Raw genomic sequence first — 22,204 nt, 5'->3', positions numbered from 1 at the left:
GTTGTCTTTTGACAGCAAATGAAGCTATGCACCGGTTGGTTACGCCGTGTATTCGCCGGCGTTGCATTCTCGCCAACTCGCGAAGGCCTTCGAGTAGCCGCCCATCGTTCGACCGCCGGCACAGACCTCCTGGCCGCACGTTTCGAAGTTTTTAATGTTCATGCCGGGCCGGACGACCATATACTGACGGCACCTGAACGCCGACAAGAAAAGAAGGGCACGAAATGTCTGCACCTCGCTGGCTGGCCAAACTGACAATTCCCGTGATGGTTGGCGCTGCCCTGACAGCAAGCATCGCGATTGCATCGGCCGACTCGACGGACGACGCATACCTCGCGAAACTGAAAAACCTCGGATTTAGCTGGCCCTCGTCGGGTGACTCCGACATGATCGCACTGGGGCATGCGGTCTGCGCCGACCGGATGGCCGGCAAGACGCCCGACGCGATCGCCGCCGACTTGCACTCCGGCATGAGCTCGAAGGGCTTCTCGTTCGCCGACATGACCGGCTGGGTCAGCGCGGCGGAATCGACCTACTGCCCGGACTAGTCGACACCCGGCCGCCGCGACCGCACTACTGTCGTCCCTGACGGTGAACGACGGGTCTCTCGCGGGGGAAAAGTGCACATGCGGGTGGAGAGTTTGCGCCGCTACCCGGTGAAGTCGATGCTCGGCGAAACCGTGGACTCCCTGTTCATCGACGAAGGCGGAGCCGAGGGGGACCGGCGGCTGGCGCTCGTCGACACCGAGACCGGCCATGTGGCCAGCGCCAAACAGGCGCGGCTCTGGCGCGGGTTGCTCAAATGCACCGCCCACGCCGGCACCGGCCGGGTCACGATCAGGCTGCCCGACGGGACCGACGTCACCGCCGATGACCCCGACGTCGACGACGTGCTCTCGCGGCTGCTGGGGCGGACGGTCCGACTTGTCAGGCAGCGACCGCAGGGCGCCACGCTGGAACGCCCGGATCCCGAGCAGCTGCTCGAGTTCGGGTTGGACGCCGAAGTCGGCGGCCGCATCCTTCAGATCGCTCAGGCGACCCCGGGCGACTCGTTCACCGACGAGGCTCCGCTGCACGCGATCACCACGGCCACCCTCGAGCACATCGACGTGGAGGCGCTGCGCTACCGGCCCAACCTGGTGATCGCGACGCCGCCGGGGCATCCGCCATATGCCGAAAACGATTGGACGGGAAGGGAAATAGTGGTCGGGGAGGCACGGCTGCGAGCCCTGACTGCCACCTCACGGTGCGTGGTGCCCACCCTTGAGCACGGCCCGTTGCCCCGAGCCCCGCACGCGCTTCGCATTCCAGCGGCCGAGAACCGTTGGGACACCGGCGGTCACGGACCGCAGCCGTGCGCGGGGACCTACCTGGAGGTGGTTCGGCAGGGTGTCATTCGGGTCGGTGACCCCGTCACCATCGGCCCGTAATCAGTGGGCCCCAACCATTTTCATGACGAGCAGCACGGCCACCGCGAGGAACGCCACGGAGAACACGCAGACGGCGAGGACCGTGAGCGTGGCGCCGGGAGTGAATCGCCGGCGATTGGGTGGTTGAGCCTCGGCCACACCCGAGGTCTGCGGCGCGGCCGGCGGTGTCGCGCCGGGCGCGACGCCTCCACCCCGCTCGAGGTCGGGGGTTTGCGTGGGGTCGGGGTCGGGAGGTTGCGCGGTCATGGCTGGTGTTGCGATACCCGCCCGAGCGGCGCCCAAACGCGCGAATCAGGCTGAACGCCACTTGATGCCGCACCCGATCGACGGGCGCTGATCGGCGTCGACCGGCCGGCCGGCGAGCACCGCGTCGACCGCGGCCCGGACGTCGGCGGCCGTCACCGGCTTGTCGTTTCCCGGGCGGGAATCGTCGAGCTGTCCGCGATAGACGAGGCGGCGCTCGCCGTCGAACACGAACGTGTCGGGCGTGCAGGCCGCCGAGAAGGCGCGCGCGACGTCCTGGCTCTCGTCGTACAGGTACGGAAACGTCCAGCCGTGGGCACGGGCCTCGGCGACCATCTGCTCGGGCCCGTCCTGCGGGTAGGTGACGACGTCGTTGCTCGAGATGCCGACCATCGCGACGCCCTTGTCCGCCAGGTCGCGGCCCAGCGCGGCGAGCCCGGCGGCGACGTGCTTGACGTAAGGGCAGTGGTTGCAGATGAAGGTGACGACCAGCGCGGGGCCCGCGCGGTCGTCGAGGCTGACCGTGGCGCCGGTGGCCGGCTCGGGCAGCGAGAACGGCGGCGCGGGGGTGCCGAGGGCAAGCATGGTGGACTCGATGGCCATGCCAGCCAGATTAGCCGCGGATCACACCTTGGAGCCCAGCCCGGCGATCAAATTGATGGTGACCGCAAGGACAACGGCGCCAAGCAGATAGGACAGCAGCGCCTGGCGCAACACCGTCGAGCGGATGGACGTCAGCCCGATCTCGGTGTCCGACGCCTGATAGGTCATGCCGACGGTGAAGGCCAGATACGCGAAGTCGCTGAATCGGGGCGGCTCCGGGTCGTGGAAGTTGATCCCGCCCGGTTCGTCGGAGTAGTAGAGGCGCGCGTAGTGCACGGTGAACAGCGTGTGCACCGCGAACCAGGACGCCGAGACCGCCAGGATGCCCAGCAGGGCGGCGACGACGGCCGCGGCGCCGGAGCGCGACCCGGCGGCGACCACATAGGCCACCCCGACCAGGCTGGCGAGGCTTGCCGACACGACGACGGTATCGGCGATCCACCGGGTGGGGTCCTCGCGGGTGACGTATTCGCGGGTTCGGTCGGCGTCCATGCCGCCCAACAGGAGCCACGTCCACACCACATACACGCCGGCGGTGACGACCCAGCCGACGAGGGCGAATCGCCAGCCGATGGTATTGCCCACCGCGAATGCGACCGCGACGCCGAGCACCACGGCGATCAGGATCCGAACCGCTACAAGGGATCTCACGGTCGGGTGGCTCGGAGGCCGCTAGCCGTTCTGTGCCCGGCCGGGCGCCTGACCGATCTTGTTGGCGGCGAACGTCGCGGCCTGGTTGACCATGCCGGAGTCGATGTACGACATGTGCGACAAGATGTTGCCGCCCGGGGAGCAGATCGGGTCGTCGGGCGCGCACAGGCTGATGGTCCGGCCGACCAGCACCGGGCTGATCGTCGGAAGCGGCTGGCCGCCCCACAACATGCTGGAGAACCCGCTGGACGGCTCGCCGAACAGGGCGACGGCGGCGACGTGGTCGGCCACCGGGCCCGGCAGGGTCTGGCTGGCGAGGTCGATCACGGTCGAGCCCTGGGAGTACCCGCCGAGCACCATTTTCGTGTTGGGGCAGCTGGCGGCGACGTCCTGGATGTGCGCGCTGGCGTCGTTGGAGCCGGCCGACGCGCTGTTGTGATAGTCGTCGTTCGCCGGGTAATTGACGGCGTAGGAACTGACCGACCGCCCCGCCAGCTGTGCAGTGAGCGAGTCGACGAATGCCTGCCCCATGTTTCCGAGGCCGGGCTCCTGGTGGGTGCCACGAGCGAAGACGACCGCGACGTCGGTGCAGGGGTCGGCGGACGCGACCGGGATGGCGATCGGCGCGCTCAGCGCCGCCCACGCCGTCACGGCCGATACGCCAGCGATGCGGGCAAGCCTGGGTGAATTCATTTCCAAATGCTGACACACCCGCGACGACGGCGGCGCAAGCGGTGCCTCAAATCCCGTCGCCGCGCGCGAGCCGATCGGCCCGCCAACAGCGCGCCTGCATGGGCATATCGACCGTGTCGGCGCCGGGGAACCGCGCCGCTAGGGCCTCCCGCGCTTCGGTCAGCCGCCGGGCGCGGTCGTCGGGGGAGGCGACGAGGAACCTGCTGTAGGTGCCCAGCATCGCGACGGCGTCGTCGATCGTCATGGTTCGCGTGAATCGGAACGTCTCGCGGGCGAAGTTGCGGAACGTCGTCGGCAACGGGAGGACGACGTCCAGGCGCCGGCGAGCCCGGTCGGCCGCCTCGGCGTCGGAGGCCTCGTCGCCGGGTAGCCGGTCGAGGTCCCGGACCCAGCCCACCTCGCGGTCCCGGCTCGTCCAGATCAGGCCGAGCCGACCGCCGTCACGCAGCACTCGACCGATCTCCGGCACGGCGCGCTCGGGGTCCATCCAGTGCCACGCCGAGGAGACGAACACCGCGTCCGCAGACGCGTCGGGTAGCGGAATCGACTCGCCGCGGCCCTCGACGACCCGCACGCCGGGGGATCGGGCCGCGAGGACCCTCCGCATGCGCGCGTCCGGTTCGACGGCGACCACCTGCGCGACCTTGCCCAGCAACGCCCGGGTGAAGAGTCCGGTGCCGGCACCGACGTCGACGGCCACCCCGCATCCGGACGGGACCAGCCAGTTCACCGCCTCCGGCGGGGGTTGGGGCCGCAGCCCGTCGTAGTTTTCGGCAATCGACCCGAAGGACATCGCGCGTTGTTGACGGTCGGTCACGGTGCCACCGTAGTCGCGGTCGGCGCCCAGGGCCGTCGGCGCGAAAACGTTTGGTAAATACCGAGAATTTTGGCCCGCTTTTCCCTAGAGTCTGGCGTACCGGCTGGTGGCTTGAAGGCCCGTCCCCGGTGAAAACGCGTGGTCGTGGGGCAGAGGGAAGGACACCCGGGGGATGAGTTTTCTGACGTCACCGCCAGAGATTATTTCTTCTCTGCTCCATTCCGGCGCCGGCCCGACGCCCATGCTGGCCGCTTCCGCGGCGTGGGACGGGCTTGCCGCCGAACTCGGTACCGCGGCGCAGTCGTTCTCTTCGATCACCTCCGGTCTGGCCGCCGACGCCTGGCAGGGGCCCGCCTCGGCGGCGATGCTGTCGACCGCGGCGCAGTACTCGGCGTCCCTGAGTGCGGCGGCGGCGCATGCGCAGACGGCCGCCCTGCAAGCCCAGGTGGTGGCCGGCGAGTTCGAATCCGCCCTGGCCGCCACGGTGCATCCCCTGGTGGTCGACGCGAACCGGAACCAGCTGGTGCAGCTGGTGTTCTCCAACCTGTTCGGGCAAAACGCGCCCGCCATCGCCGCCACGGAAGCCGCATACGAGGAGATGTGGGCCCAGGACGTTTCCGCGATGGTCGGATACCACGGCGGAGTTTCGGCCGCCGCGGCCCAACTCTCTACCTGGGCGTCCGCGCTCCAGGCGCTGCCGGCGCAGGCGTCCGCGGCGATTGCCAACCCGGCGGCCGCCGCCCCCGCGGCCATCGGTTCGCTGACCTCCGCGGCCAGCAACCCACTCGGGAACCCTGTTCAGGCGTTGGAAACCTACGCCGCCGACATCATCAATTTCCCGACCGACATCTTGTTCGGGCGCCAGCTGATTCCCACGGGGCCGCAGTCGCTCGGCACCAGCGCGACGGTAAGCGGCGGCACAGCGACCGCCCCGCTATCGGTCTTCGCCGGGACCGAGCCGTTGGTGAACGCCTCCGTCGGCACCGGATCGGCTGTGCCGTTGCTGGTCGACACCGGCTCCGCCGGCCTCGTCATCCCGTTCACCAAGGTCGGCGGTCTGTTGGGCGTGCTGCAGCTCGGCATCCCCATCGGAGGCGGCATCGGGGGGTACAGCGGGGGACTGGATTACCTGTACCTGACCTACAACGCGCCGGTGAATTTCGGCGGCGGGCTGACGACCGCGTCCACCCCCGTCAACGTCGAGTTCCTGGCCTTCCCGGTGTCCATCCAGTCCGCGATGACAAACGGGCTGACGTTCCAGTCCTTCTTCGCTTCCGACGGTGCCTCCGGCGTCCTGGGAGTGGGACCGAACGCCGGCGGCCCCGGTCCCAGCATTCCGCTGCAGGCGCTGCCGGCGCCCTACAATTCGGGCCTGCTCATCGACCAGACCGCCGCCAATCCTCAGCTCCAGTTCGGTAGCTTCTCGTCGGTCGCAGGGCACCCTGTGGTGACGACGCTGCCCCAGATGCCGATTACCAACCTCGACGTGAAGGTCAACGGCGTCGATGTGGGCCAAGTCGCGTCGATCGTCGACTCCGGTGGCGTGCAAGGAACTCTGCCGTCGGGCCTTGGCGCGTTGCCCGGACAGACCATCGACGTCTACGACGCGAGCGGTACGCACCTGCTGTACTCGTACACATACAACGGGGATTACTTCCCGACGCCGATCTCGAGCGGGCTGATGAACACCGGGAACCTGATTTTCGCGGAGCACCCGGTTTACATCAACTACGGCAACGGCACCGCGACCGTTTTCCAGTGACCTGAGGCGAAATCCGCAATCCCGCATGGCCGAATTGGCGATTCCCTAACGGGTAGAACGACTCTCATTTCTTCGGCACCGCCAATTCGGCGCTGATGTTCGCGGGTGCCGGCTCGTGCGTGATGAACACCGGGCGCTGCCCTTCCTCGAACATCCCGTGTACATCTCGTATAGCCGGGGTGGCGCCGGGACGACGATCTTCTACCAGTGAGTCGCGCCCTCTCGCCGCGTGAGGTTCGCACCGCTTGAATGCTGGGTATGCACCCGGCCATGGGGTGGGTGGCGCAACACGCAGTGGCGATCGTGTCGGCGTTGCTCGCCGCATTCTGGGCCGCGGTCGGCATCGTCGTTCGGCAACGCGTCGCACGCGGCGTGCCTGACGACAAAGCCATGTCGGCAACGATGGCCACCACCGTGGTCCGCGAACCGCTGTGGTGGGCGGGCACTCTCGCCGCGGTCGCCGGTTACGTCTTCCAAGCGCTGGCGCTGGCCCACGGATCCTTGCTCTTGGTCCAGCCGCTGCTGGTGTCGTCGCTGCTGTTCGCACTGCCGATGAGCGCGAGGCTGTGCCACCAGCGCATCAGTTGGGCCGACTGGGGGTGGGCGACGCTGTTGACCGCCGCCCTGGCCGTCTTCGTGCTCGTCGGGCAGCCCCGCGAGGGCCACAACCGGGCCCCGGTTCCCGCGTGGACGATCGCCCTGATGATGACCGTGCCGCTGGTGATCGTGTGCGTCGCCGCAGCCCGCCGCGCCGCCGGCCGACCCCGCGCCATGCTGCTGGCGGTCCCGGTGGCGGTCCTGCTGGGCATGATTGCCGTCCTGACCAAGATCTGCACGCACCGCTTCGCCGTGGCCGGGTGGCAGGGACTGCTGACCGTGCCGGCCCTGTATGTGCTGGTCGGGCTCGCCGCAGCGCTCACCGTCGTGCAACAGGCGGCGTTTCACGCCGGCGCGTTGCAGGCGTCCGTACCGATCATGTTGGTCGGCGAACCGATCGTCGCGGTCGTGCTCGGTGTGGTGGTCCTCGGGGAGCACCTGGCGGTGCGGGGATCGGCGGCACTGGTCCTTGCCGTCGCGGTGGTGGCGATGGCGGCGGCCGCGATCGCGCTGGGCCGCGACGAAGCCGCCGGGGCCAGTTTGCCGACCCCGCAACCGCCGCTCGAGCCGATGACGGCCACCGGCGCGCGAATCGGGGACAGCGCATAGCGGCCGCCGCGCGTGTCGCTACCGTTGAGCTACCCCGAGTCGGATCGGACGGGAGGCACACTGTGAGCGGTAAACCGCACGCCAAGCTGGTTGTCCTCGGCGCGATCCTGGTCGCCCTCGTCGGGGCGCCGGCTCCCACGGCATCCGCCACGACCATGACGCGGCCCGCGGCGCCGAGCATCCCCGCCGGCGCGCAGCCCCAGCTGGCGTCGGACCCCGCGCAAGTGGCCGACGACCTCGTCGCCGATGAGCACGCGCTGCGTGACGCGTCGACGGGGGAGGCTGGGTTGGTGGCGGCGGCGCACCGCGAGCAGGCGGCGTATCGCGCCATCGGGCGCCACCCCGAATGGGACGCGACCATACGACCGCGGATCCCGGCATCGCTGCTCGATGTCTACGACCGCAACGTCGACGCCCGCCGGCAGCTCACCGCGATGACGGCCGTGCGGGACACGCTGCCCGCGTGGAGCATCGAGCCGCCGGCCGCGGCCGACGAGCTGCTGGGCTACTACCACCAGGCGGAGTCGGAATCCGGCGTCGGCTGGAACTACCTGGCCGCCATCAACCTTGTCGAGACCCGCCTCGGCAGCATCCATGGCGTGAGCACCGCCGGCGCGCAGGGGCCGATGCAGTTCCTGCCCGGGACGTTTGCCAGCTACGGGCAGGGCGGTGACATCAACTCGCCGCACGACAGCATCATGGCCGCGGGCCGCTACCTGGCGGCCAATGGCTTTGCCGGCGACCGCGATCACGCCATCTACCGGTACAACCACGCGAATGAATACGTGCGCGCGGTCGATCAGTACGCGGCGCTCATCGGGTCCGATCCCGCCACGTTTGCCGCCTACTACCGCTGGGACGTCTACTGCAACACCACCTCGGGCGACGTGCTGTTGCCCATCGGCTACGCCGCCTCGTCGCCGATCCCCGCCGCGGAGTACGTGGCCAGCCACCCGCAGTGACGGGGATCGGCGCCCTGGCGGCCAATCTCGTTGTCCCGCTTGGCCGAAAACTTGTCGTACCCGGCTGTGATGATGGGGTCATGTCTTCGACCGCAGCTGGTGGGGCTTTGGTGAATACGCCGACGCGTCTTGAGGTGCTGTTTGAGGAGTTGGCGGAGTTGTGCGGTCAACGCAATGCGATTGATGGGCGCATTGTGCAGATCGTCGCTGAGATCGATCGCGACGGGTTGTGGGGTAATACCGGGGCGCGGTCGATCCCGGCGTTGGTGGCCTGGAAGACCGGCTGCTCGCCGGCCAACGCCCATACGATCGCCACGGTGGCCGGCCGCGCGCAGGAGTTTCCGCGCTGCACCGCGGCCTTGCGGCAGGGGCAGTTGTCGCTGGATCAGGTCGGGGTGATCGCCACCCGCGCGGGCGCGGGCTCGGATGAGCATTACGTCCAGCTGGCGAAGGTGGCCACGGTCACCCAGTTGCGCACCGCGATCAAACTCGAACCGCGCCCCGACCCCGATCCCGGTCCGAACCCGAGCGCTCGATCACCAAGACCACCGACGAGCAGGGCAGCTGCTATCGGATCAAACTCCCGCACGTGGACGCGGCGACATTCGACGCGGCGCTGGCCGCGCATCGCGACGCGCTGTTCGCGGCGTGGAAACGCGACCGCGGCGACGGCAACGCCCCCTCCGAAGCGGCGCCGCCGCTGCCCAACACGGTTGATGCGTTGATGCGGCTGGTGGAGGCGGGCTGGGACGCCGAAGCGGCCCGCCGCCCGCACGCCCAGCACACCACGGTGGTGGTGCACCTCGACGTCGAGCGGCGCGCCGCCGCGCTACACCTGGGCCCGCTGCTATCCGACGCCGAGCGCCAATACCTGACCTGTGATGCCACCTGCGAGGTGTGGTTCGAACGCGACGGGCGGCCCATCGGTGCCGGGCGCACCACCCGCACCGTCAACCGCCGGCTGCGCCGCGCCCTCGAGCACCGCCACCCCACCTGCGCGGTCCCCGGCTGCGGGGCCACCCGCGGCCTGCACGCCCACCACCTCGTGCACTGGGAAAACGGCGGCCCCACCGAGTTGACCAACCTGGTGCTGCTGTGCCCCTATCACCACCGGGCACACCACCGCGGCCTGATCACCATCACCGGACCCGCCGACCACCTCGTCGTCACCGACGACGACGGGCAACCACTGTCCGCGGGATCACTCGCCCGGCCACCGAAGCGCCCCCCACCCGCCGTCCCACCCTGCCGCGGACCCCTCGGCGAACGCGCCAACTGGTGGTGGTACACCCCCTTCGAACCCCAACCCCCACCAACAAACAACTAGGCCGGTTCCGTACCTGAGCCGAAACGGGTTGTCGCGTAGGGGATTTCGTTAGCGCTCGCTGCAATCGGACCTTGACCAATTCCGGCCAAGTCGGGTCTACAGCGCGTGGCGCAGATCGGGATCCCGCTGCTGCGGAGCCCTGTTCTGCTTGGCGGCGTACAGATTCGCGTCGGCGACCGCCCACAGCACGGCCACGTTGGCGATCGCTCCGTCGGCCGATGCGGTCCCGACGCTCGTGCCCGGGGTCTGTAGCCGCACGGCGGCGACGAATTGCTCGGCCGCCGTCGGACCGGGGCCTGGGCGCTCGGCGATGCACACAGCGAACTCGTCGCCCCCAAGCCTGGCCACAATGGCGTTGGGGGGAACCGCGTTTCGCCACGCGGTCGCTCGGCTGATCAGGTGCTGGTCGCCGGCGACGTGCCCGTCGGTGTCGTTGATGCGCTTGAAGTTGTCGATGTCCAGCGCGATGACGGTGATGACGGTGGAAGTCGAACGCGATCGCGCCAGCAGGTCGGCGGTGGCGATCTCCCAACCGGCGCGGTTGAGCGACCCCGTGAGTGGATCGGTGCACGCCGCGTCCACCAGCGTCCGCGTCACCAGGCCGAACGACTCCGCGGCGCCGACGATCGCAATCACAAAGATGAGGTAATCGATGCCGAGCGTGGCGGTGCGCGAGACCGCCAGGCCGGCAACGCAGGCCAGGGCAAGCACGCACACCAGGACCATGCCGCGGCGCGGCGAGTAGAACGCGCGCAGGTACATCGCCAGAAACATCGGCGCGATCAGGCAGACGAACTCGGCGATGATCGCGATGTGGAAGGCCATCACGATCGGCGTGGCCGCGATGGCCACGGCCGTCGCCGGCCCGGTTTTGTCGGGCCGCACGGCCAGCCAGACCAGCGCCGCGATACCGAGGATGATCGCCACGATGCCCCCGGCCGGATGGCCCCGGGGACGGTCGGGATGAAGCGGAATCAAGGTGGTGAACAGCACGCCGTAGGCGAACAGGAATGTCGTGGTGCCCAAGTAGATTCGCAGCAGCCGGACCTGGTGTTTGCCGTAAAAACCGCTTCCGGAGTCGGCTCGCAACCGCAGCTTGTATCGGCGGGGGTGGCCCACGGGGCCTGCGAGGCGTAGACCCATCCCGTCACTCTCTGGTCAGATGCGCCGATGCGGACGCGCGGCCGATTATTTCACCGCCATTTTGGGAGCGCGCAACCGCCATTCGTCTGAACCGTAGTTCAGATCCCAGGAGACCGTTGATGGTTTATCGAAAACCCAGATCGGATGCAAAAAGAAGGGGCGGCTTTTAATCCGTCCCACTTCAACATATTACGCACCCCGGGGCTTGCGGCAAGACCGGGGTCATGCCGCAAAATCGCTGGTCGAAGCGAAAGCGGACCGACTCGGGGGGGCGAAATGAGTGCGTTGAGGGAACCAATGGCCGACCACGCGGTGGCAGTCGTCGGGGGCGGCCCGACCGGGCTGATGCTGGCGGGCGAGCTGGCATTGGCGGGCGTCGACGTGGCGATCGTGGAGCGGCGCGCCAGCCAGGAGCTGATCGGGGCGCGGGCGGGCGGCCTGCATTCGCGCACCATCGAGGTCCTCGATCAGCGCGGCATCGCCGATCGTTTCCTTTCCGAAGGCCAAGTGGCACAGGTCGCCGGGTTTTCCCAGATTCGGTTGGACATCAGCGACTTTCCCACCCGGCATCCCTACGGGCTCGCGCTGTGGCAAATCCACATCGAGCGCATCCTGGCCGGCTGGGTCGACGAGCTGAACGTGCCGACCTATCGCGGACGGGAGGTGACGGGGGTCGCCCAAGACGACGCCGGCGTCGACATCGAACTCACCGACGGCAACTCCCTACGCGCGGAATACGTCGTCGGGTGCGACGGGGGACGCAGTTCGGTCCGCAAGGCGGCGGGCATCGACTTTCCGGGGTGGGACCCCACCATGAGCTACCTCCTCGCCGAGGTCGACATGGCGGGCGAAGCGCCGGAATGGGGCATCCGCCACGATTCCCTCGGCGTCCATTCGCTCAGCATGATGGAGGACGGGGGGCCGGTGCGGGTCATGGTGACCGAGCGCCAGGTCGGGCCCGCCGGCGAGCCCACCCTGCGCGAGCTGAGTGAGGCGCTGATCGCCGTGTACGGAACGGATTACGGGATCCACAGTCCCGCATGGATTTCCAGGTTCACCGACGCGGCGCGGCAAGCGGCGGCCTACCGCGACGGGCGGATCCTGCTGGCCGGCGACGCCGCGCACGTGCACCATCCGATCGGCGGGCAGGGCCTCAACACCGGCATGCAGGACGCGGTGAACCTGGGATGGAAGCTGGCCCACGTGGTCAAAGGAGCGGCCCCGGAAAGCCTGCTGGACACCTACCACACCGAACGGCACCCGGTCGCTGCGCGCGTGCTGCGCAACGTCATGGCCCAAATGGCGCTGCTTCGCCCGGACGACCGCACAAAGGCCTTGCGAGAGGTCACTTCCGACCTGCTCAGCATGGCCGAGCCGCGGCGGCGATTCGCCGCGATGATGTCGGGTCTCGACATCCACTACGACCTGGGCGAGGGCCACCCGCTGCTCGGCCGTCGGATGCCCGATCTCGACGTGGTCACCGCCGACGGCACGGTGCGGGTATTCGCCCTGCTGCACAACGCGCGGCCGGTGCTGCTCAACCTCGGCGAGCCCGGCGCCGTCGACATCGCCGGCTGGGGGGATCGCGTCACGTTGGTCGACGCGAAATACGTTGGAGCGTGGGAACTTCCGGACCTCGGCCCCGTCACCGCCCTCGACGCGGTGTTGATTCGCCCCGACGGATACGTCGCCTGGGTAGGGGAGCGACCCCTCGCCGACGCCATGACGGCCTGGTTCGGGCCGCCCGCGGCGGCCAAGTGCGAGGCCTAGTCCGGCGGCTCGTCCTGCGCGCCGGGCCCGGCGGCGTCACGTTCGCGGTCGCTGGGCTTGCCGGGGACACCTTCGGCCTCCCGCTCGTTGGCAACCTTCTCGTCGAGCTCGTCGACGATGTTTTCCAGCTCCTCGGCGTGGCTCAGCTGGTCTCGGTCGGGTCCGGTCATATCGCTTTCCATACCCCGCCCCGCGATGGATAACCGCGCAGATCGACCCCAACATGGGGCTGCACACACGGCGCTGCGATGGAAGGATCGCAAGGGTGGCCGACAAGAAACCGCAAACGATCTCTTACCCGGCGCCGGAGAAACGCCCGCGACGCCACGACACTGAACGGCTGGAGCCCCACGTCATCGTCCTGTTCGGCGCGACGGGGGACCTCGCCAAGCGCAAGCTGATCCCGGGCCTGGCCTATTTGGATCAGTCCGAACTGGCCCCCGACATTCAAGTCGTCGCGACGTCGCTGGAAGACATGAGTGACGACGAGTTCCGTGATCTGGCCAAGAACGCGATCGATTCGTTCGGCACGCACAAGCTGACGGACGAGCAGTGGGCCAACTTCGCCAAAATCATCACCTACGTCCCGCAAGGCGCCGGACCCGGGGCGCTCGCCACCGCGGTCGCCGAGGCCGAAGCGAGCCTCGGACCCAACGTTCGGCGGCTGCATTACCTTTCGGTTCCGCCGAAGGCGGCGCGTGACGTCATCACCATGCTGCGCGACGCAGACCTCGTCGACCGTTCCCGGGTGGTCATGGAGAAGCCGTTTGGCACGGATCTGGCCAGCGCGGTGGCGCTGAACGACTTCGTGCACGAAACGTTCGAGGAATCACAGATTTTCCGCATCGACCACTTTCTGGGGAAGGAGGCCGCCCAGAACATCCTGGCGTTCCGCTTCGCCAACGGCCTGTTCGAGCCGATCTGGAACCGCAACTTCATCGACCACATCCAAATCGACATTCCCGAGGCGCTGGGCCTGGATCAGCGGGCCAACTTCTACGAGGAAACCGGCGCCTACAAGGACATGGTGGTGACCCACCTCTTCCAGGTGATGGCGTTCGTGGTGATGGAACCGCCGACGGCGCTCGAACCCTTTGCCATCAGCGAGGAAAAGAACAAGGTGTTCCGGTCGATGCTGCCGGTCAAGCCGTCCAACGTGGTGCGCGGCCAGTACGGCGGGTATCGCGACGAGAAGGGAGTGGCGAAGGACTCCGACACCGAGACCTTCATCGCACTCAAGGTCGGCATCGACAACTGGCGCTGGGCCGGCGTGCCGATCTACCTGCGCACCGGCAAGAAGATGGCCGAGGGCATCCGCATCATCTCGATCGCCTTCAAAGAGGCTCCGCGAACGATGTTTCCGCCCGGATCGGGGGTCGGCACTCAAGGTCCGGACCACCTCACCTTCGACCTCGCCGACAACTCGAAGGTCTCACTGTCCTTCTACGGCAAGCGGCCGGGCCCCGGCATGAAGCTGGACAAGTTGTCCATGCAGTTCTCCTCGCAGGAGATCGACACCGTCGTCGACGTGCTGGAGGCCTACGAGCGGCTGATCCTCGACGCGATGCGTGGCGACCACACGCTGTTCACCACCGCCGAGGGCATCGAATCGTTGTGGGAGCGTTCGCAGGAACTGCTTGATGACCCGCCGCCGGCCAAGATCTACCCGGCGGGCACGTGGGGTCCCAACGCGATTCACCAGCTGATCGCGCCCAACGCGTGGCGATTGCCGTTCGAGCGGGAGTGGCGCGAGAAAAAGGGCTAGTCCGCCGGCGGCACGGGCTGATCGAGCCAGTGGTGCAACTTCGCGTAGATGTCGGCGTGGTTGAGCAGATCGAAGTGGTGCAGGCCGGTGAGCGTCAGCCCGTGATCCGGGTCGAACGGAATCTGCCGGGACTTGCCCGCCCCGGACGCGCTGTGCGGCCGGACCAGGCGATCGCCCAGCACCGCCCCGACCGCGCCCGGGCCCGCGCTGGTCGCCACGAAGTGGTAGACGGCGTGGGGCAGGAAGGGCACCTCGTTGCAGCGGTCCCGCAGGAACTCGTCGGGGTCGCAGTCGCTCCAGTCCTCGTCGAGCAGCGCGCCGTACCGCAGATCCTTGGTGCCCGAGCTGCGGGCGTTGAGAAATGAAGACAGGGCGCGGGTTTCCGGCAGTCGGGCCAGCGCCCACGAGGCGGCGTTGACCCCCTTCTCCAGGTCGGCACCCAGGTGCGGGGAGCCGAGGCAGGCGACGTGCCGAACGGCGTCGGGCCAGCCGTGCTCATGCTGGGTTCCGTAGTGGCAGGCGCTCCGGACCACCAGGCCGCCCATCGAATGACCGATCAGCGCGATCTCCTCGACGGGCACCGGCCACAGCGCTTGCAGCTGATCCAGCAGGGCAGCGAGCGATTTTCCGTTGTCGGAGATGTGCAGGCCGGTGTTGTAGCGCAGGTAAACCGGGGTGAATCCCAGGTCGTCGCGCAGCCGCGCGCCGTAGGACTTCACCTCCTCGCCGTCGCGCGGGCGTCGCCACCACGACATCTCGGTCATGCACCAGCCGTGGACGAAGACCGCGATCCGGCCCGTCGCCCGCGGGAACGCCGCCGCGATGTCGGGGGCGGTCATCGCGACCGGCTTGCCGCGGTGGCGCACCTGCATGGTCAGCGCGAAGCCGTTGCCCCGATCGGTCAGCTCGTCGCCGTAGATGCCGTTGAGCGCCGCGATGACCCCGGCGACCCTCGGATTGGCTTCGACGGTCTCGTCCTCGTCGCTGCCGCGCGTCTCGGCGGCCAGTTCACCGGCGGCGCGCAGGGCGCCCCGCAGCGCGCGGTCGACGGCGTAGTACGTCGCCGCGGCGGTCGTGTTGTGGACGACCTCCACGGGTTTCGACACCGGTCCGACGGCGCCGAAGACGCGCCGCGCGATGCCGCTGTGGGTATCACGCACGAGCGTGGTCAAGACGCGGGTGCCCTCACCGGCCAAGTCGGCGAGTGACCGGATTTCGTCTCGCTGCATGAGGTGATCCTCCCTGTTCCCACCGGGGTTACCCATTCGGGGGATTTCCCACTGCGGGCGAGGCTTATCCCAAAGGCCCTACTGTCGTGGCATGCCACCGACGCTGCGCCCGCGCCGATCCGCCCTGTACCTACCTGGCAATAACGCCCGTGCCCTGGAGAAGGGCCGCGCGCTGCCGGCGGACGTGCTCATTTTCGACCTCGAGGACGCCGTCGGGCCCGACGCCAAGGCCGACTCGCGCTCGCGGGTGTGCGACGCCGTCTGTTCCGGGGCCTACCGACCTCGCGAGATCGTGGTGCGCGTCAATGGCTTGGGCACCGACTGGCACGACGACGACCTGGCGGCCGTGGCCCATTCGGCCGCCGACGGCGTGCTCGTGCCCAAGGTCGAGACGGGCGAACAGGTCCGGGCGCTGATCGCCGCGCTCGACCGGGCCGGCGCGCCGGAGTCGTTGCGGCTGTGGGTGATGATCGAAACGCCCAGGGCCATCTTGCGAGCCGAAGAGATCGCGTCGGCCAGCGATCGGTTGGCGGCGTTGGTGGTCGGTACCAACGATCTGGTGAACGATCTGCACGGATTGCACCTGCCCGGCCGGGCGCCGGTTCTCACCGCGCTGTCGCTCGCCGTGTTGGGGGCGAGGGCGGCCGGCAAGGTCGTCCTGGATGGCGTCTTCAACGACATCACCGACGAGGGCGGCTTCCGGGCCGAGGCCCGGCAAGGCCGGGAGTTCGGTTTCGACGGCAAGACCCTCATTCACCCATCCCAGATCGGACCGGCGAACGACGTGTTTGGTCCGTCGGACGAGGAGCTGGCCGACGCCCGCAAGATCGTCTCGGCCTACGAGGAGGCCCAGGCCGCGGGGAACAGCGTCATCACGGTCGACGGCCGGATGATCGAGAGCCTGCACGTGCGCGACGCCCAGCGGATCCTCGCCCTCGGCGACTTGATCGCCGAAATGGAATCGGCATAACCGGATTCGGCCGTCAAACGGCGTCGACGCGGAATTGCCGGTAGGGTGCCTGCAGCAAATCGATCGTCGGGCAAAGGAGTGTCTGGTGCGGCGAAACGGAACTGCGCTCGCGGGAATGGTCGCCATCGCGGTCATCATCGCGGGCTGCTCGAGCGGCAACACTCAGTCGGCTTCGACGTCGAGTGAGACGTCGGCCTCGAGCTCGCCGACGGCGGCCTCGTCCCAGCCGACGACGGCACCCTCCTCGTCCGCGCCGGCCGCGCCACTCGACCAATCCACCTGCCTGGACATTTCGTTCGCCAAGGACAACCTGATGGTGGCGGCGAAACCGGAAAACGCGCGCAAGTGGGCCGACACGCTGGAGAAGTACGGTCCGCCCGATCCGGTGAAGGCCGCGATCGAGCATTTCGTCACCACCGTCGGCGCGCGGCCCGACGACCCCGACCTGAACTCCAACCGGGACTCGATCACCGGTTGGATCAAGCAGATCTGCCCGAATGTGAACCCTTAGGCGGCCGTCTGCCGGCTACCCTGTGCCGTTTCGCTCGATCCACTGGGTGAGCGCATCTTCTAGCGCGGCCGAGACCCGCACCCCGGCGCCCTCCGCTGCCTGCTCGAACCGCTCGACCAACTCCGTCGGGACCTGCGCGTCCACCCTGCGATGCGTCGGCTTTGGCTTCGGCGGCTGCTCGGGGACGGCCGCGGCCGCGTGCCGCGCCGCGGTGGCGTCCATGGTTTCGCGCAGTGCCGGCATCTCGTCGAGCAAGCGGCCCAGGTCGTCGCGTTCGATGCGCAGCACCTCGGCCGGCCCGGTCGTCGTGACGGTCGCGGAACGCAATTTCCCACGGCGCAGCGCGGATTCGCCGATCACTTCGCCCGGCCCCACCACGGCGACGCGGTCGTGGCCGACGTAGACGCCGGCCTCGCCGGTCAGCAGGATGTAGCAGGCGTCCGACGGGGTCTGCTCGTGAATGAGCGGCAGGGGCGCGTGAGTGGAGGTGTGATGTGCCGCCGAGACAATGAGCCGCAAATCACTATCCGAAAGCTTGTCGAATGTGGCGAATTCCCGTAGCCGGCGGATGTCTTTTTCCTCGTGTCCCTGCGCATCCACTTTCATAGCGGGCTCCTAATCTGCGATGTGACCGGACATCGAGGAGCCTAACTCCAATTTGCGGCAACGCCGGAAATAAATTTTTGCGGCAAAAGGTGCTGCAGCTGGGCTTACGTCGAACGAGCGTCCAGCGCGGCGCCCGCCGCTGCATGGGTCCGCGCGGCATACCCTCCGCCGAACAATGCGACATGCGCCAGCAGCGGGAAAAGCTGGTGGAGTCCGATCCTGTTGCGCCAGCCCGGGTTCAGCGATCGCACGCGCTGGTAACCGGTGAGGACCGCGTCGTAGTGCGGGCAGCCGAACAGCGCGAGCATCGCCAGGTCGGTCTCGCGGTGACCGGCATGGGCGGCCGGATCGATCAGGACCACCCCGTCGGGTGTCCACATCACGTTGCCGCTCCACAAATCGCCGTGCAGCCGCGCCGGAAAGTCGTCATCGGAGTCGTAGTCGCCGGCACGGCAACGCGCCACGACGGCGTCGATCGCGGCGCGGACGGAAGCATCGAGGCGCGGCGCCGCTATTTCGGCCATCGGGACCAGCCGCTCCTCGGCGTAGAACTCACCCCAGCTTGGATGGCTCCGCAGCGACATCGGCAGCGGCTGCGACAACGGGCCAAAGAACCCGGGACCGTCCCAGTCGTCGGGTCCGGCGCCGAACGCGGGTGCGCCCGCGTCGTGTGTGACGGCGAGTCGGCTGCCGAATTCGTAGGCCGCGTCCGGGCTGGGAGGCACCGACTCCAGTCGCCCCAGCGTGAGGTGGTCGGCGCCGAAAGAGACGACCGCCGCGCATGGCACGCCACCCGCGACGGCCGAAAGCCATCGCAGCCCGGCTGCTTCCCACGCGAAGTAGCCGGCGGGTGCGCCTGGGCGGCGCTTGACGAAGTCGGTCACCCGGTAACCGCTGACGCGTTCATCGCGCTCCAACTGTAGACGTTGCGACTGCGCCCTTCCGCTCCCGCGCGAACCGGTAGGTTGAACCCGGATTCCGAACGAACCGGGAAGGAGAGGCTGTGCCCCAGACCGCGGCCATGGCGGAGGCCGACCGCGCGTGGATGATCGACACGCTGCTCGCATTGCTGCAGACCCCGAGTCCGGCGGGACGCACGGATGCGGTGATGCAGCTGATCGGCGACATCTTCGATGACTTCGGGGTGCCGTTCACCCTCACGCGCCGCGGTGCGCTGACGGCCGAACTGCCGGGGGAGTCCGCGACCATCGACCGGGCGCTGGCCGTTCACGCCGACACCATCGGTTGCATGGTGCGCAGCCTCAAGGAAAACGGCCGCCTCGAGCTGGTTCCGGTCGGCACCTTTTCGGCCCGGTTCGCCACGGGCGCCCGGGTGCGGATCTTCAGCGACGACCCCGACGAGTTCATCACCGGCACGGTCTTGCCGCTCAAGGCAAGTGGGCACCGGTTCGGCGACGAGATCGACACCCAACCCACCGACTGGGACAGCGTCGAGGTCCGCGTCGACCGCAAGGTGTCCTCGCGGGAGGACCTGGTCAAGCTTGGCGTAAACGTCGGCGACTTCGTCGCGCTGATCGCCAGCCCCGAACTCACCGCCGACGGCTTCATCGTCTCCCGTCACCTTGACGGCAAGGCCGGCGTCGCGGTCGCGCTCGCACTGGCCAAGCACTTTTCGGAAAACAAAGTCGTACTGCCGCACCGCACCACGATCATGGTCACCATCACCGAGGAGGTCGGCCACGGCGCCAGCCATGGCCTGCCCGCCGACGTCGCCGAGCTGATCTCGGTGGACAACGCGGTGTGTGCGCCCGGCCAGCACTCCATCGAGGACGGCGTCACGATCCCCATGGCCGACATGCACGGCCCCTTCGACTACCACCTGACGCGGAAGCTGTGCCGGCTCGCCGAGGAGCAAGGGATTCGCTTCGTGCGGGACGTGTTTCGCTATTACCGCTCGGACGCCGCCGCGGCGATCGAAGCGGGCGCGGGCACCAGGGCGGCACTCGTCGGCTTCGGGCTGGACGGCAGTCACGGGTGGGAGCGCACCCACATCGACTCGCTGGAGGCGGCCTACAACCTGCTGCACTGCTGGCTGCGGACGCCGCTGACCTTCGCCAAGTGGGACGCCAAGCCGTCGGGTCCGCTGCGGGACTTCCCGTCGTCGAAGCAACCCGCGCCGACCGAGCAATGGGTTCCGCTGGCCCGTGGCGAGCACGCCGAGCCCGGCGATGCGTCGCCGGGTGCGCACTGGCCGCCCTCGGAGGGCCCCCAGGCCTGAGGCGGTGTCAGTGCCTTCATCCGCCGACTGTGGGTGCTATGCACGAAAATTCCTCAAAATCCGTCCATAGCCGCCACATTCGGCGCGGCAATCGGCCGAGCGCCGGCCTGCAACGTCGCACCGGGTCTTTACCCTTACCGGTCGAGGGGATAGCGTGATTGACCTGGCATTAAATCAACCAGTTTATTTAGGTCGTGCGCTCGTCGGAAGTTAGGAAAAGACCATGTCCCAGGCCGTTGCGAAGAATGAGAACGAGAAGTTGGTGCTCGACTTCCTGCATGCGGCGTACGGCGAGCGCATGGACGTGGATGCGATGACCGCGTTGATGGCGGACGACTTCATTTGGCAGCTTCATGTGCCTCTCTCACCGGTGGTCGTGGGCCGCGACGCCGCCCGCGCGGAGTTGGAAAAGCACAGCAGCCTCTCGACCGGGATGATCGAGGGGAGCGAGATCCGCACGGTCGTGTCGGACGCGGACACGGTGGTGGTCGAACGGGTCGACGTCAATGCGATGAACGGTGTCGCGGTCACGTTCAACGTCACCGCCCTCTTCGAGGTTCGCGACGGCGCGATCACCCACTGGCGCGAGTATTGGGACACCAGCCACGTCGCTCAGCAACTCGGCATCGACCCGGCGCACATGTTCGACCCGCTCGCCCGCTGAGCGATCAGCTTCTAGGAAGCGTGTACGTCCGGGGTGCGCACGTGCTCGGGGCGGAAGCCGCGTCCGACGATGATCGGCGGGATGAACTGCAAGGGACCGCGACCGATGAAGCTGGGAATCTTGATCGGCGAGAGGTCGCCGGTCAAATTGGGTTCGACAGCCCGGTTCTGGATGAAGACCTGGCCGGCCTGGATGATTCGCGTGGGTAGCTCGCGGCGGCGCTGAACCCTGGCGAGATCCGCATCGGTCAATCGGTTTTCGCGAAGTGGGGCGCACAGAATATTCGCGGCGGCGACCGCATCGGCGACCGCGAGGTTGATGCCGACCCCACCAGCCGGAGACATAGCGTGCGCGGCGTCACCGATGCAGAGCAGTCCTGTGCGCCACCAGGTCTCGAGCCGGTCCACCCGCACGTCGAGATGGCTGGTGTCGTCCCACGAGTGCAGGTCGTTGACGTGTTCGCGCAGCTGCGGTCGCGCGGTGACCAGCCGCTCCTTGAACGCCTCCAGCGAACCGTCGCGCGGGTCGGTTCCCTTGGGCATGAGATGGGCGACCTGCCAGTAGTCCCCGCGATAGATCATGGCCATCAGCAGGCCCCTACGGGCGATTCCGAAGAGCTCTTGGGGATCGCCGGGACGCCATTTCAGCCGGAACCACAAGACGTCCATCGGCGAGTGCGCGGCGGCGAGGTTCAGACCGGCGGCCTCCCGCACGGCGGACTTGCGTCCGTCGGCGCCGACCACCAGTTCGGCACGCACCTCAAGTTCCGGCGTGCGCACCCCGGCGACCCGGTCGCCGTCGAAGATGAGCTCCTTGACCTCGGCGTTGCGGATCAAGGTGAATTCCGGGTACGCGCTTGCCTTTTCGGCCAGGAAGTCGAGGAAGTCCCACTGCGGCATCAGCGCGATGTACGGCTGGTTGAATCCCAGCCGTTTGAGCGCGCTGAAGTTACCGAAGGTGCGAAGCGTCCCGTCGGCGTCGAAGGCGACACGGGTGATCTTGGTGTGGGGCAGGCGCAGGAACTCGTCGACGAACCCCAGCTCGTCCATGATCCGAAGGGTGGTGGGGTGCACGGTGTCGCCGCGGAAGTCGCGCAAGAAGTCGTTGTGCTTCTCCAAGACGACAACCTGGACGCCGGCACGTGCGAGCAGAAGAGCGTGAACGAGTCCGGCGGGACCGCCGCCGGCTACACAGACCTGGGTTCGCAGAGCGGTCATGCGCTGACCCTACCCGGGGACGCAGGGCGTCTTGCTAAAGCTGACGAGCAGTTTCGCAGCGCGGCGAGTCCCTAAGCCTCACTGGGCGATCGAAAATCCTGCCCTTGCCACCAGCCGACGGCGGCACTGATCCGTTCCGGGGGAGCACCGGCGTCGGCGCAGGTTTCCGCGACAACCTCGGCAGAATCGGCGGCAAACACGCCGAACGCGTAGTCGTCCGCCGGAACGGCGACGGCCATGAGCAATCGGATCAGTCCTCCGCGGGCCGACATTGCCGCTGCGTGGTCGTTGAGGCGTTGAGCGGTTTCGCCGATCCAGTGCGCGGGCGCGCGGGGGCCATACCACTCGACAAGAAATGAGTGTGTTCCCGCCGCGTCAGTGCTCGCCACCCCGGCC

General features: G+C 68.1%; 24 protein-coding genes and 1 pseudogene. 12 read left to right on the top strand and 13 right to left on the bottom strand.

Features of this window, described 5'->3' with window-relative positions; all coding sequences use genetic code 11:
- Window positions 1–224: 224 nt before the first annotated feature.
- Window positions 225–548 (top strand): DUF732 domain-containing protein, encoded by a 324-nt coding sequence (locus tag A5712_RS14295; protein ID WP_068106086.1) that lies wholly within the window; start codon window positions 225–227, stop codon window positions 546–548.
- A gap of 78 nt (window positions 549–626) precedes the next feature.
- Window positions 627–1,430 carry an MOSC domain-containing protein gene (locus tag A5712_RS14290; RefSeq protein WP_068106083.1) on the top strand — a complete coding sequence of 268 codons (804 nt, stop codon included), beginning with the start codon at window positions 627–629 and terminating at the stop codon, window positions 1,428–1,430.
- On the opposite strand, the gene A5712_RS14285 is transcribed toward A5712_RS14290, so the two are convergent.
- From A5712_RS14285 to A5712_RS14265, 5 genes are read right to left on the bottom strand one after another with little or no spacing between them, the layout of a single operon-like run.
- Window positions 1,431–1,676, bottom strand: a complete 246-nt coding sequence (locus tag A5712_RS14285) for a DUF6480 family protein (protein ID WP_068106080.1) — start codon at window positions 1,674–1,676, stop codon at window positions 1,431–1,433.
- 45 nt (window positions 1,677–1,721) lie between these two features.
- A complete protein-coding gene (locus A5712_RS14280) occupies window positions 1,722–2,276 on the bottom strand; it encodes a thioredoxin family protein (protein WP_068106077.1) in 555 nt (184 codons plus the stop codon).
- Between the two features lie 21 nt (window positions 2,277–2,297).
- Window positions 2,298–2,927 carry a DUF1345 domain-containing protein gene (locus A5712_RS14275; RefSeq protein WP_068106074.1) on the bottom strand — a complete coding sequence of 210 codons (630 nt, stop codon included), beginning with the start codon at window positions 2,925–2,927 and terminating at the stop codon, window positions 2,298–2,300.
- A gap of 21 nt (window positions 2,928–2,948) precedes the next feature.
- Entirely contained in the window at window positions 2,949–3,620 is a 672-nt protein-coding gene (locus A5712_RS14270; RefSeq protein WP_068106073.1) for a cutinase family protein, read from the bottom strand.
- A 46-nt stretch (window positions 3,621–3,666) separates the two neighbouring features.
- Complete coding sequence (locus A5712_RS14265; RefSeq protein WP_068106070.1) at window positions 3,667–4,437, bottom strand: class I SAM-dependent methyltransferase; 771 nt, start codon at window positions 4,435–4,437, stop codon at window positions 3,667–3,669.
- A gap of 172 nt (window positions 4,438–4,609) precedes the next feature.
- Here A5712_RS14265 and A5712_RS14260 point away from each other — a divergent pair, with 172 nt between their 5' ends.
- The 4 genes and pseudogenes from A5712_RS14260 (at window position 4,610) to A5712_RS14245 (ending at window position 9,694) form a co-directional block, all read left to right on the top strand.
- Entirely contained in the window at window positions 4,610–6,199 is a 1,590-nt protein-coding gene (locus A5712_RS14260) for a PecA family PE domain-processing aspartic protease (protein WP_082973435.1), read from the top strand.
- Between the two features lie 258 nt (window positions 6,200–6,457).
- Complete coding sequence (locus A5712_RS14255) at window positions 6,458–7,405, top strand: DMT family transporter (RefSeq protein WP_231982124.1); 948 nt, start codon at window positions 6,458–6,460, stop codon at window positions 7,403–7,405.
- 155 nt (window positions 7,406–7,560) lie between these two features.
- The gene (locus A5712_RS14250; protein WP_156766564.1) at window positions 7,561–8,367 is read left to right on the top strand and encodes a transglycosylase SLT domain-containing protein; all 807 of its coding nucleotides are present in this window, start codon (window positions 7,561–7,563) and stop codon (window positions 8,365–8,367) included.
- 80 nt (window positions 8,368–8,447) lie between these two features.
- Window positions 8,448–9,694, top strand: a pseudogene (locus A5712_RS14245) (HNH endonuclease signature motif containing protein).
- 96 nt (window positions 9,695–9,790) lie between these two features.
- Here the strand turns inward: A5712_RS14245 and A5712_RS14240 are convergent.
- Window positions 9,791–10,789 carry a GGDEF domain-containing protein gene (locus A5712_RS14240; protein WP_068106193.1) on the bottom strand — a complete coding sequence of 333 codons (999 nt, stop codon included), beginning with the start codon at window positions 10,787–10,789 and terminating at the stop codon, window positions 9,791–9,793.
- 324 nt (window positions 10,790–11,113) lie between these two features.
- Between A5712_RS14240 and A5712_RS14235 the strand changes: the two genes are divergently transcribed.
- Window positions 11,114–12,607, top strand: coding sequence for an FAD-dependent monooxygenase (locus A5712_RS14235; protein WP_068106060.1), 1,494 nt, complete (start codon window positions 11,114–11,116; stop codon window positions 12,605–12,607).
- On the opposite strand, the gene A5712_RS14230 is transcribed toward A5712_RS14235, so the two are convergent.
- The gene (locus tag A5712_RS14230; protein ID WP_068106058.1) at window positions 12,604–12,789 is read right to left on the bottom strand and encodes a hypothetical protein; all 186 of its coding nucleotides are present in this window, start codon (window positions 12,787–12,789) and stop codon (window positions 12,604–12,606) included. The two genes, A5712_RS14235 and A5712_RS14230, sit on opposite strands and share 4 nt — an antisense overlap.
- Window positions 12,790–12,872: 83 nt before the next feature.
- Between A5712_RS14230 and zwf the strand changes: the two genes are divergently transcribed.
- Window positions 12,873–14,372: a glucose-6-phosphate dehydrogenase gene (gene zwf / locus A5712_RS14225; RefSeq protein ID WP_068106054.1), complete on the top strand. Its 1,500-nt coding sequence runs from the start codon at window positions 12,873–12,875 to the stop codon at window positions 14,370–14,372.
- Here the strand turns inward: zwf and A5712_RS14220 are convergent.
- On the bottom strand, window positions 14,369–15,601 hold the full coding sequence (locus A5712_RS14220) for a triacylglycerol lipase (RefSeq protein ID WP_068106053.1): 1,233 nt from the start codon (window positions 15,599–15,601) through the stop codon (window positions 14,369–14,371). The genes zwf and A5712_RS14220 overlap by 4 nt on opposite strands.
- Window positions 15,602–15,692: 91 nt before the next feature.
- Here A5712_RS14220 and A5712_RS14215 point away from each other — a divergent pair, with 91 nt between their 5' ends.
- The gene (locus A5712_RS14215) at window positions 15,693–16,571 is read left to right on the top strand and encodes a CoA ester lyase (RefSeq protein ID WP_068106049.1); all 879 of its coding nucleotides are present in this window, start codon (window positions 15,693–15,695) and stop codon (window positions 16,569–16,571) included.
- Window positions 16,572–16,733: 162 nt separating this feature from the next.
- Here the strand turns inward: A5712_RS14215 and A5712_RS32355 are convergent, their stop codons facing one another.
- Window positions 16,734–16,862 carry a hypothetical protein gene (locus A5712_RS32355; RefSeq protein ID WP_255404409.1) on the bottom strand — a complete coding sequence of 43 codons (129 nt, stop codon included), beginning with the start codon at window positions 16,860–16,862 and terminating at the stop codon, window positions 16,734–16,736.
- 22 nt (window positions 16,863–16,884) lie between these two features.
- Here A5712_RS32355 and A5712_RS30825 point away from each other — a divergent pair, with 22 nt between their 5' ends.
- Window positions 16,885–17,082, top strand: coding sequence for a hypothetical protein (locus A5712_RS30825; protein WP_068126821.1), 198 nt, complete (start codon window positions 16,885–16,887; stop codon window positions 17,080–17,082).
- Between the two features lie 15 nt (window positions 17,083–17,097).
- On the opposite strand, the gene A5712_RS14205 is transcribed toward A5712_RS30825, so the two are convergent.
- Both A5712_RS14205 and A5712_RS14200 read right to left on the bottom strand, forming a co-directional pair.
- Entirely contained in the window at window positions 17,098–17,688 is a 591-nt protein-coding gene (locus A5712_RS14205; RefSeq protein WP_068106042.1) for a cyclic nucleotide-binding domain-containing protein, read from the bottom strand.
- 104 nt (window positions 17,689–17,792) lie between these two features.
- Complete coding sequence (locus A5712_RS14200) at window positions 17,793–18,572, bottom strand: fructosamine kinase family protein (protein WP_068106190.1); 780 nt, start codon at window positions 18,570–18,572, stop codon at window positions 17,793–17,795.
- A gap of 119 nt (window positions 18,573–18,691) precedes the next feature.
- On the opposite strand from A5712_RS14200, the gene A5712_RS14195 reads away from it, so the two are divergent.
- Both A5712_RS14195 and A5712_RS14190 read left to right on the top strand, forming a co-directional pair.
- Window positions 18,692–19,927 carry an osmoprotectant NAGGN system M42 family peptidase gene (locus A5712_RS14195; RefSeq protein ID WP_068106039.1) on the top strand — a complete coding sequence of 412 codons (1,236 nt, stop codon included), beginning with the start codon at window positions 18,692–18,694 and terminating at the stop codon, window positions 19,925–19,927.
- Window positions 19,928–20,189: 262 nt separating this feature from the next.
- Window positions 20,190–20,591 carry a nuclear transport factor 2 family protein gene (locus tag A5712_RS14190; RefSeq protein WP_231982122.1) on the top strand — a complete coding sequence of 134 codons (402 nt, stop codon included), beginning with the start codon at window positions 20,190–20,192 and terminating at the stop codon, window positions 20,589–20,591.
- Between the two features lie 11 nt (window positions 20,592–20,602).
- Here the strand turns inward: A5712_RS14190 and A5712_RS14185 are convergent, their stop codons facing one another.
- Both A5712_RS14185 and A5712_RS30820 read right to left on the bottom strand, forming a co-directional pair.
- Window positions 20,603–21,808 (bottom strand): FAD-dependent oxidoreductase, encoded by a 1,206-nt coding sequence (locus tag A5712_RS14185; RefSeq protein WP_082973434.1) that lies wholly within the window; start codon window positions 21,806–21,808, stop codon window positions 20,603–20,605.
- 71 nt (window positions 21,809–21,879) lie between these two features.
- Complete coding sequence (locus A5712_RS30820) at window positions 21,880–22,197, bottom strand: hypothetical protein (protein ID WP_068106033.1); 318 nt, start codon at window positions 22,195–22,197, stop codon at window positions 21,880–21,882.
- Window positions 22,198–22,204 lie beyond the last annotated feature (7 nt).

Source organism: Mycobacterium sp. E2327 (assembly GCF_001672675.1).
GTDB lineage: Bacteria > Actinomycetota > Actinomycetes > Mycobacteriales > Mycobacteriaceae > Mycobacterium.
This window is presented reverse-complemented; position numbering and strand designations above follow the sequence as displayed.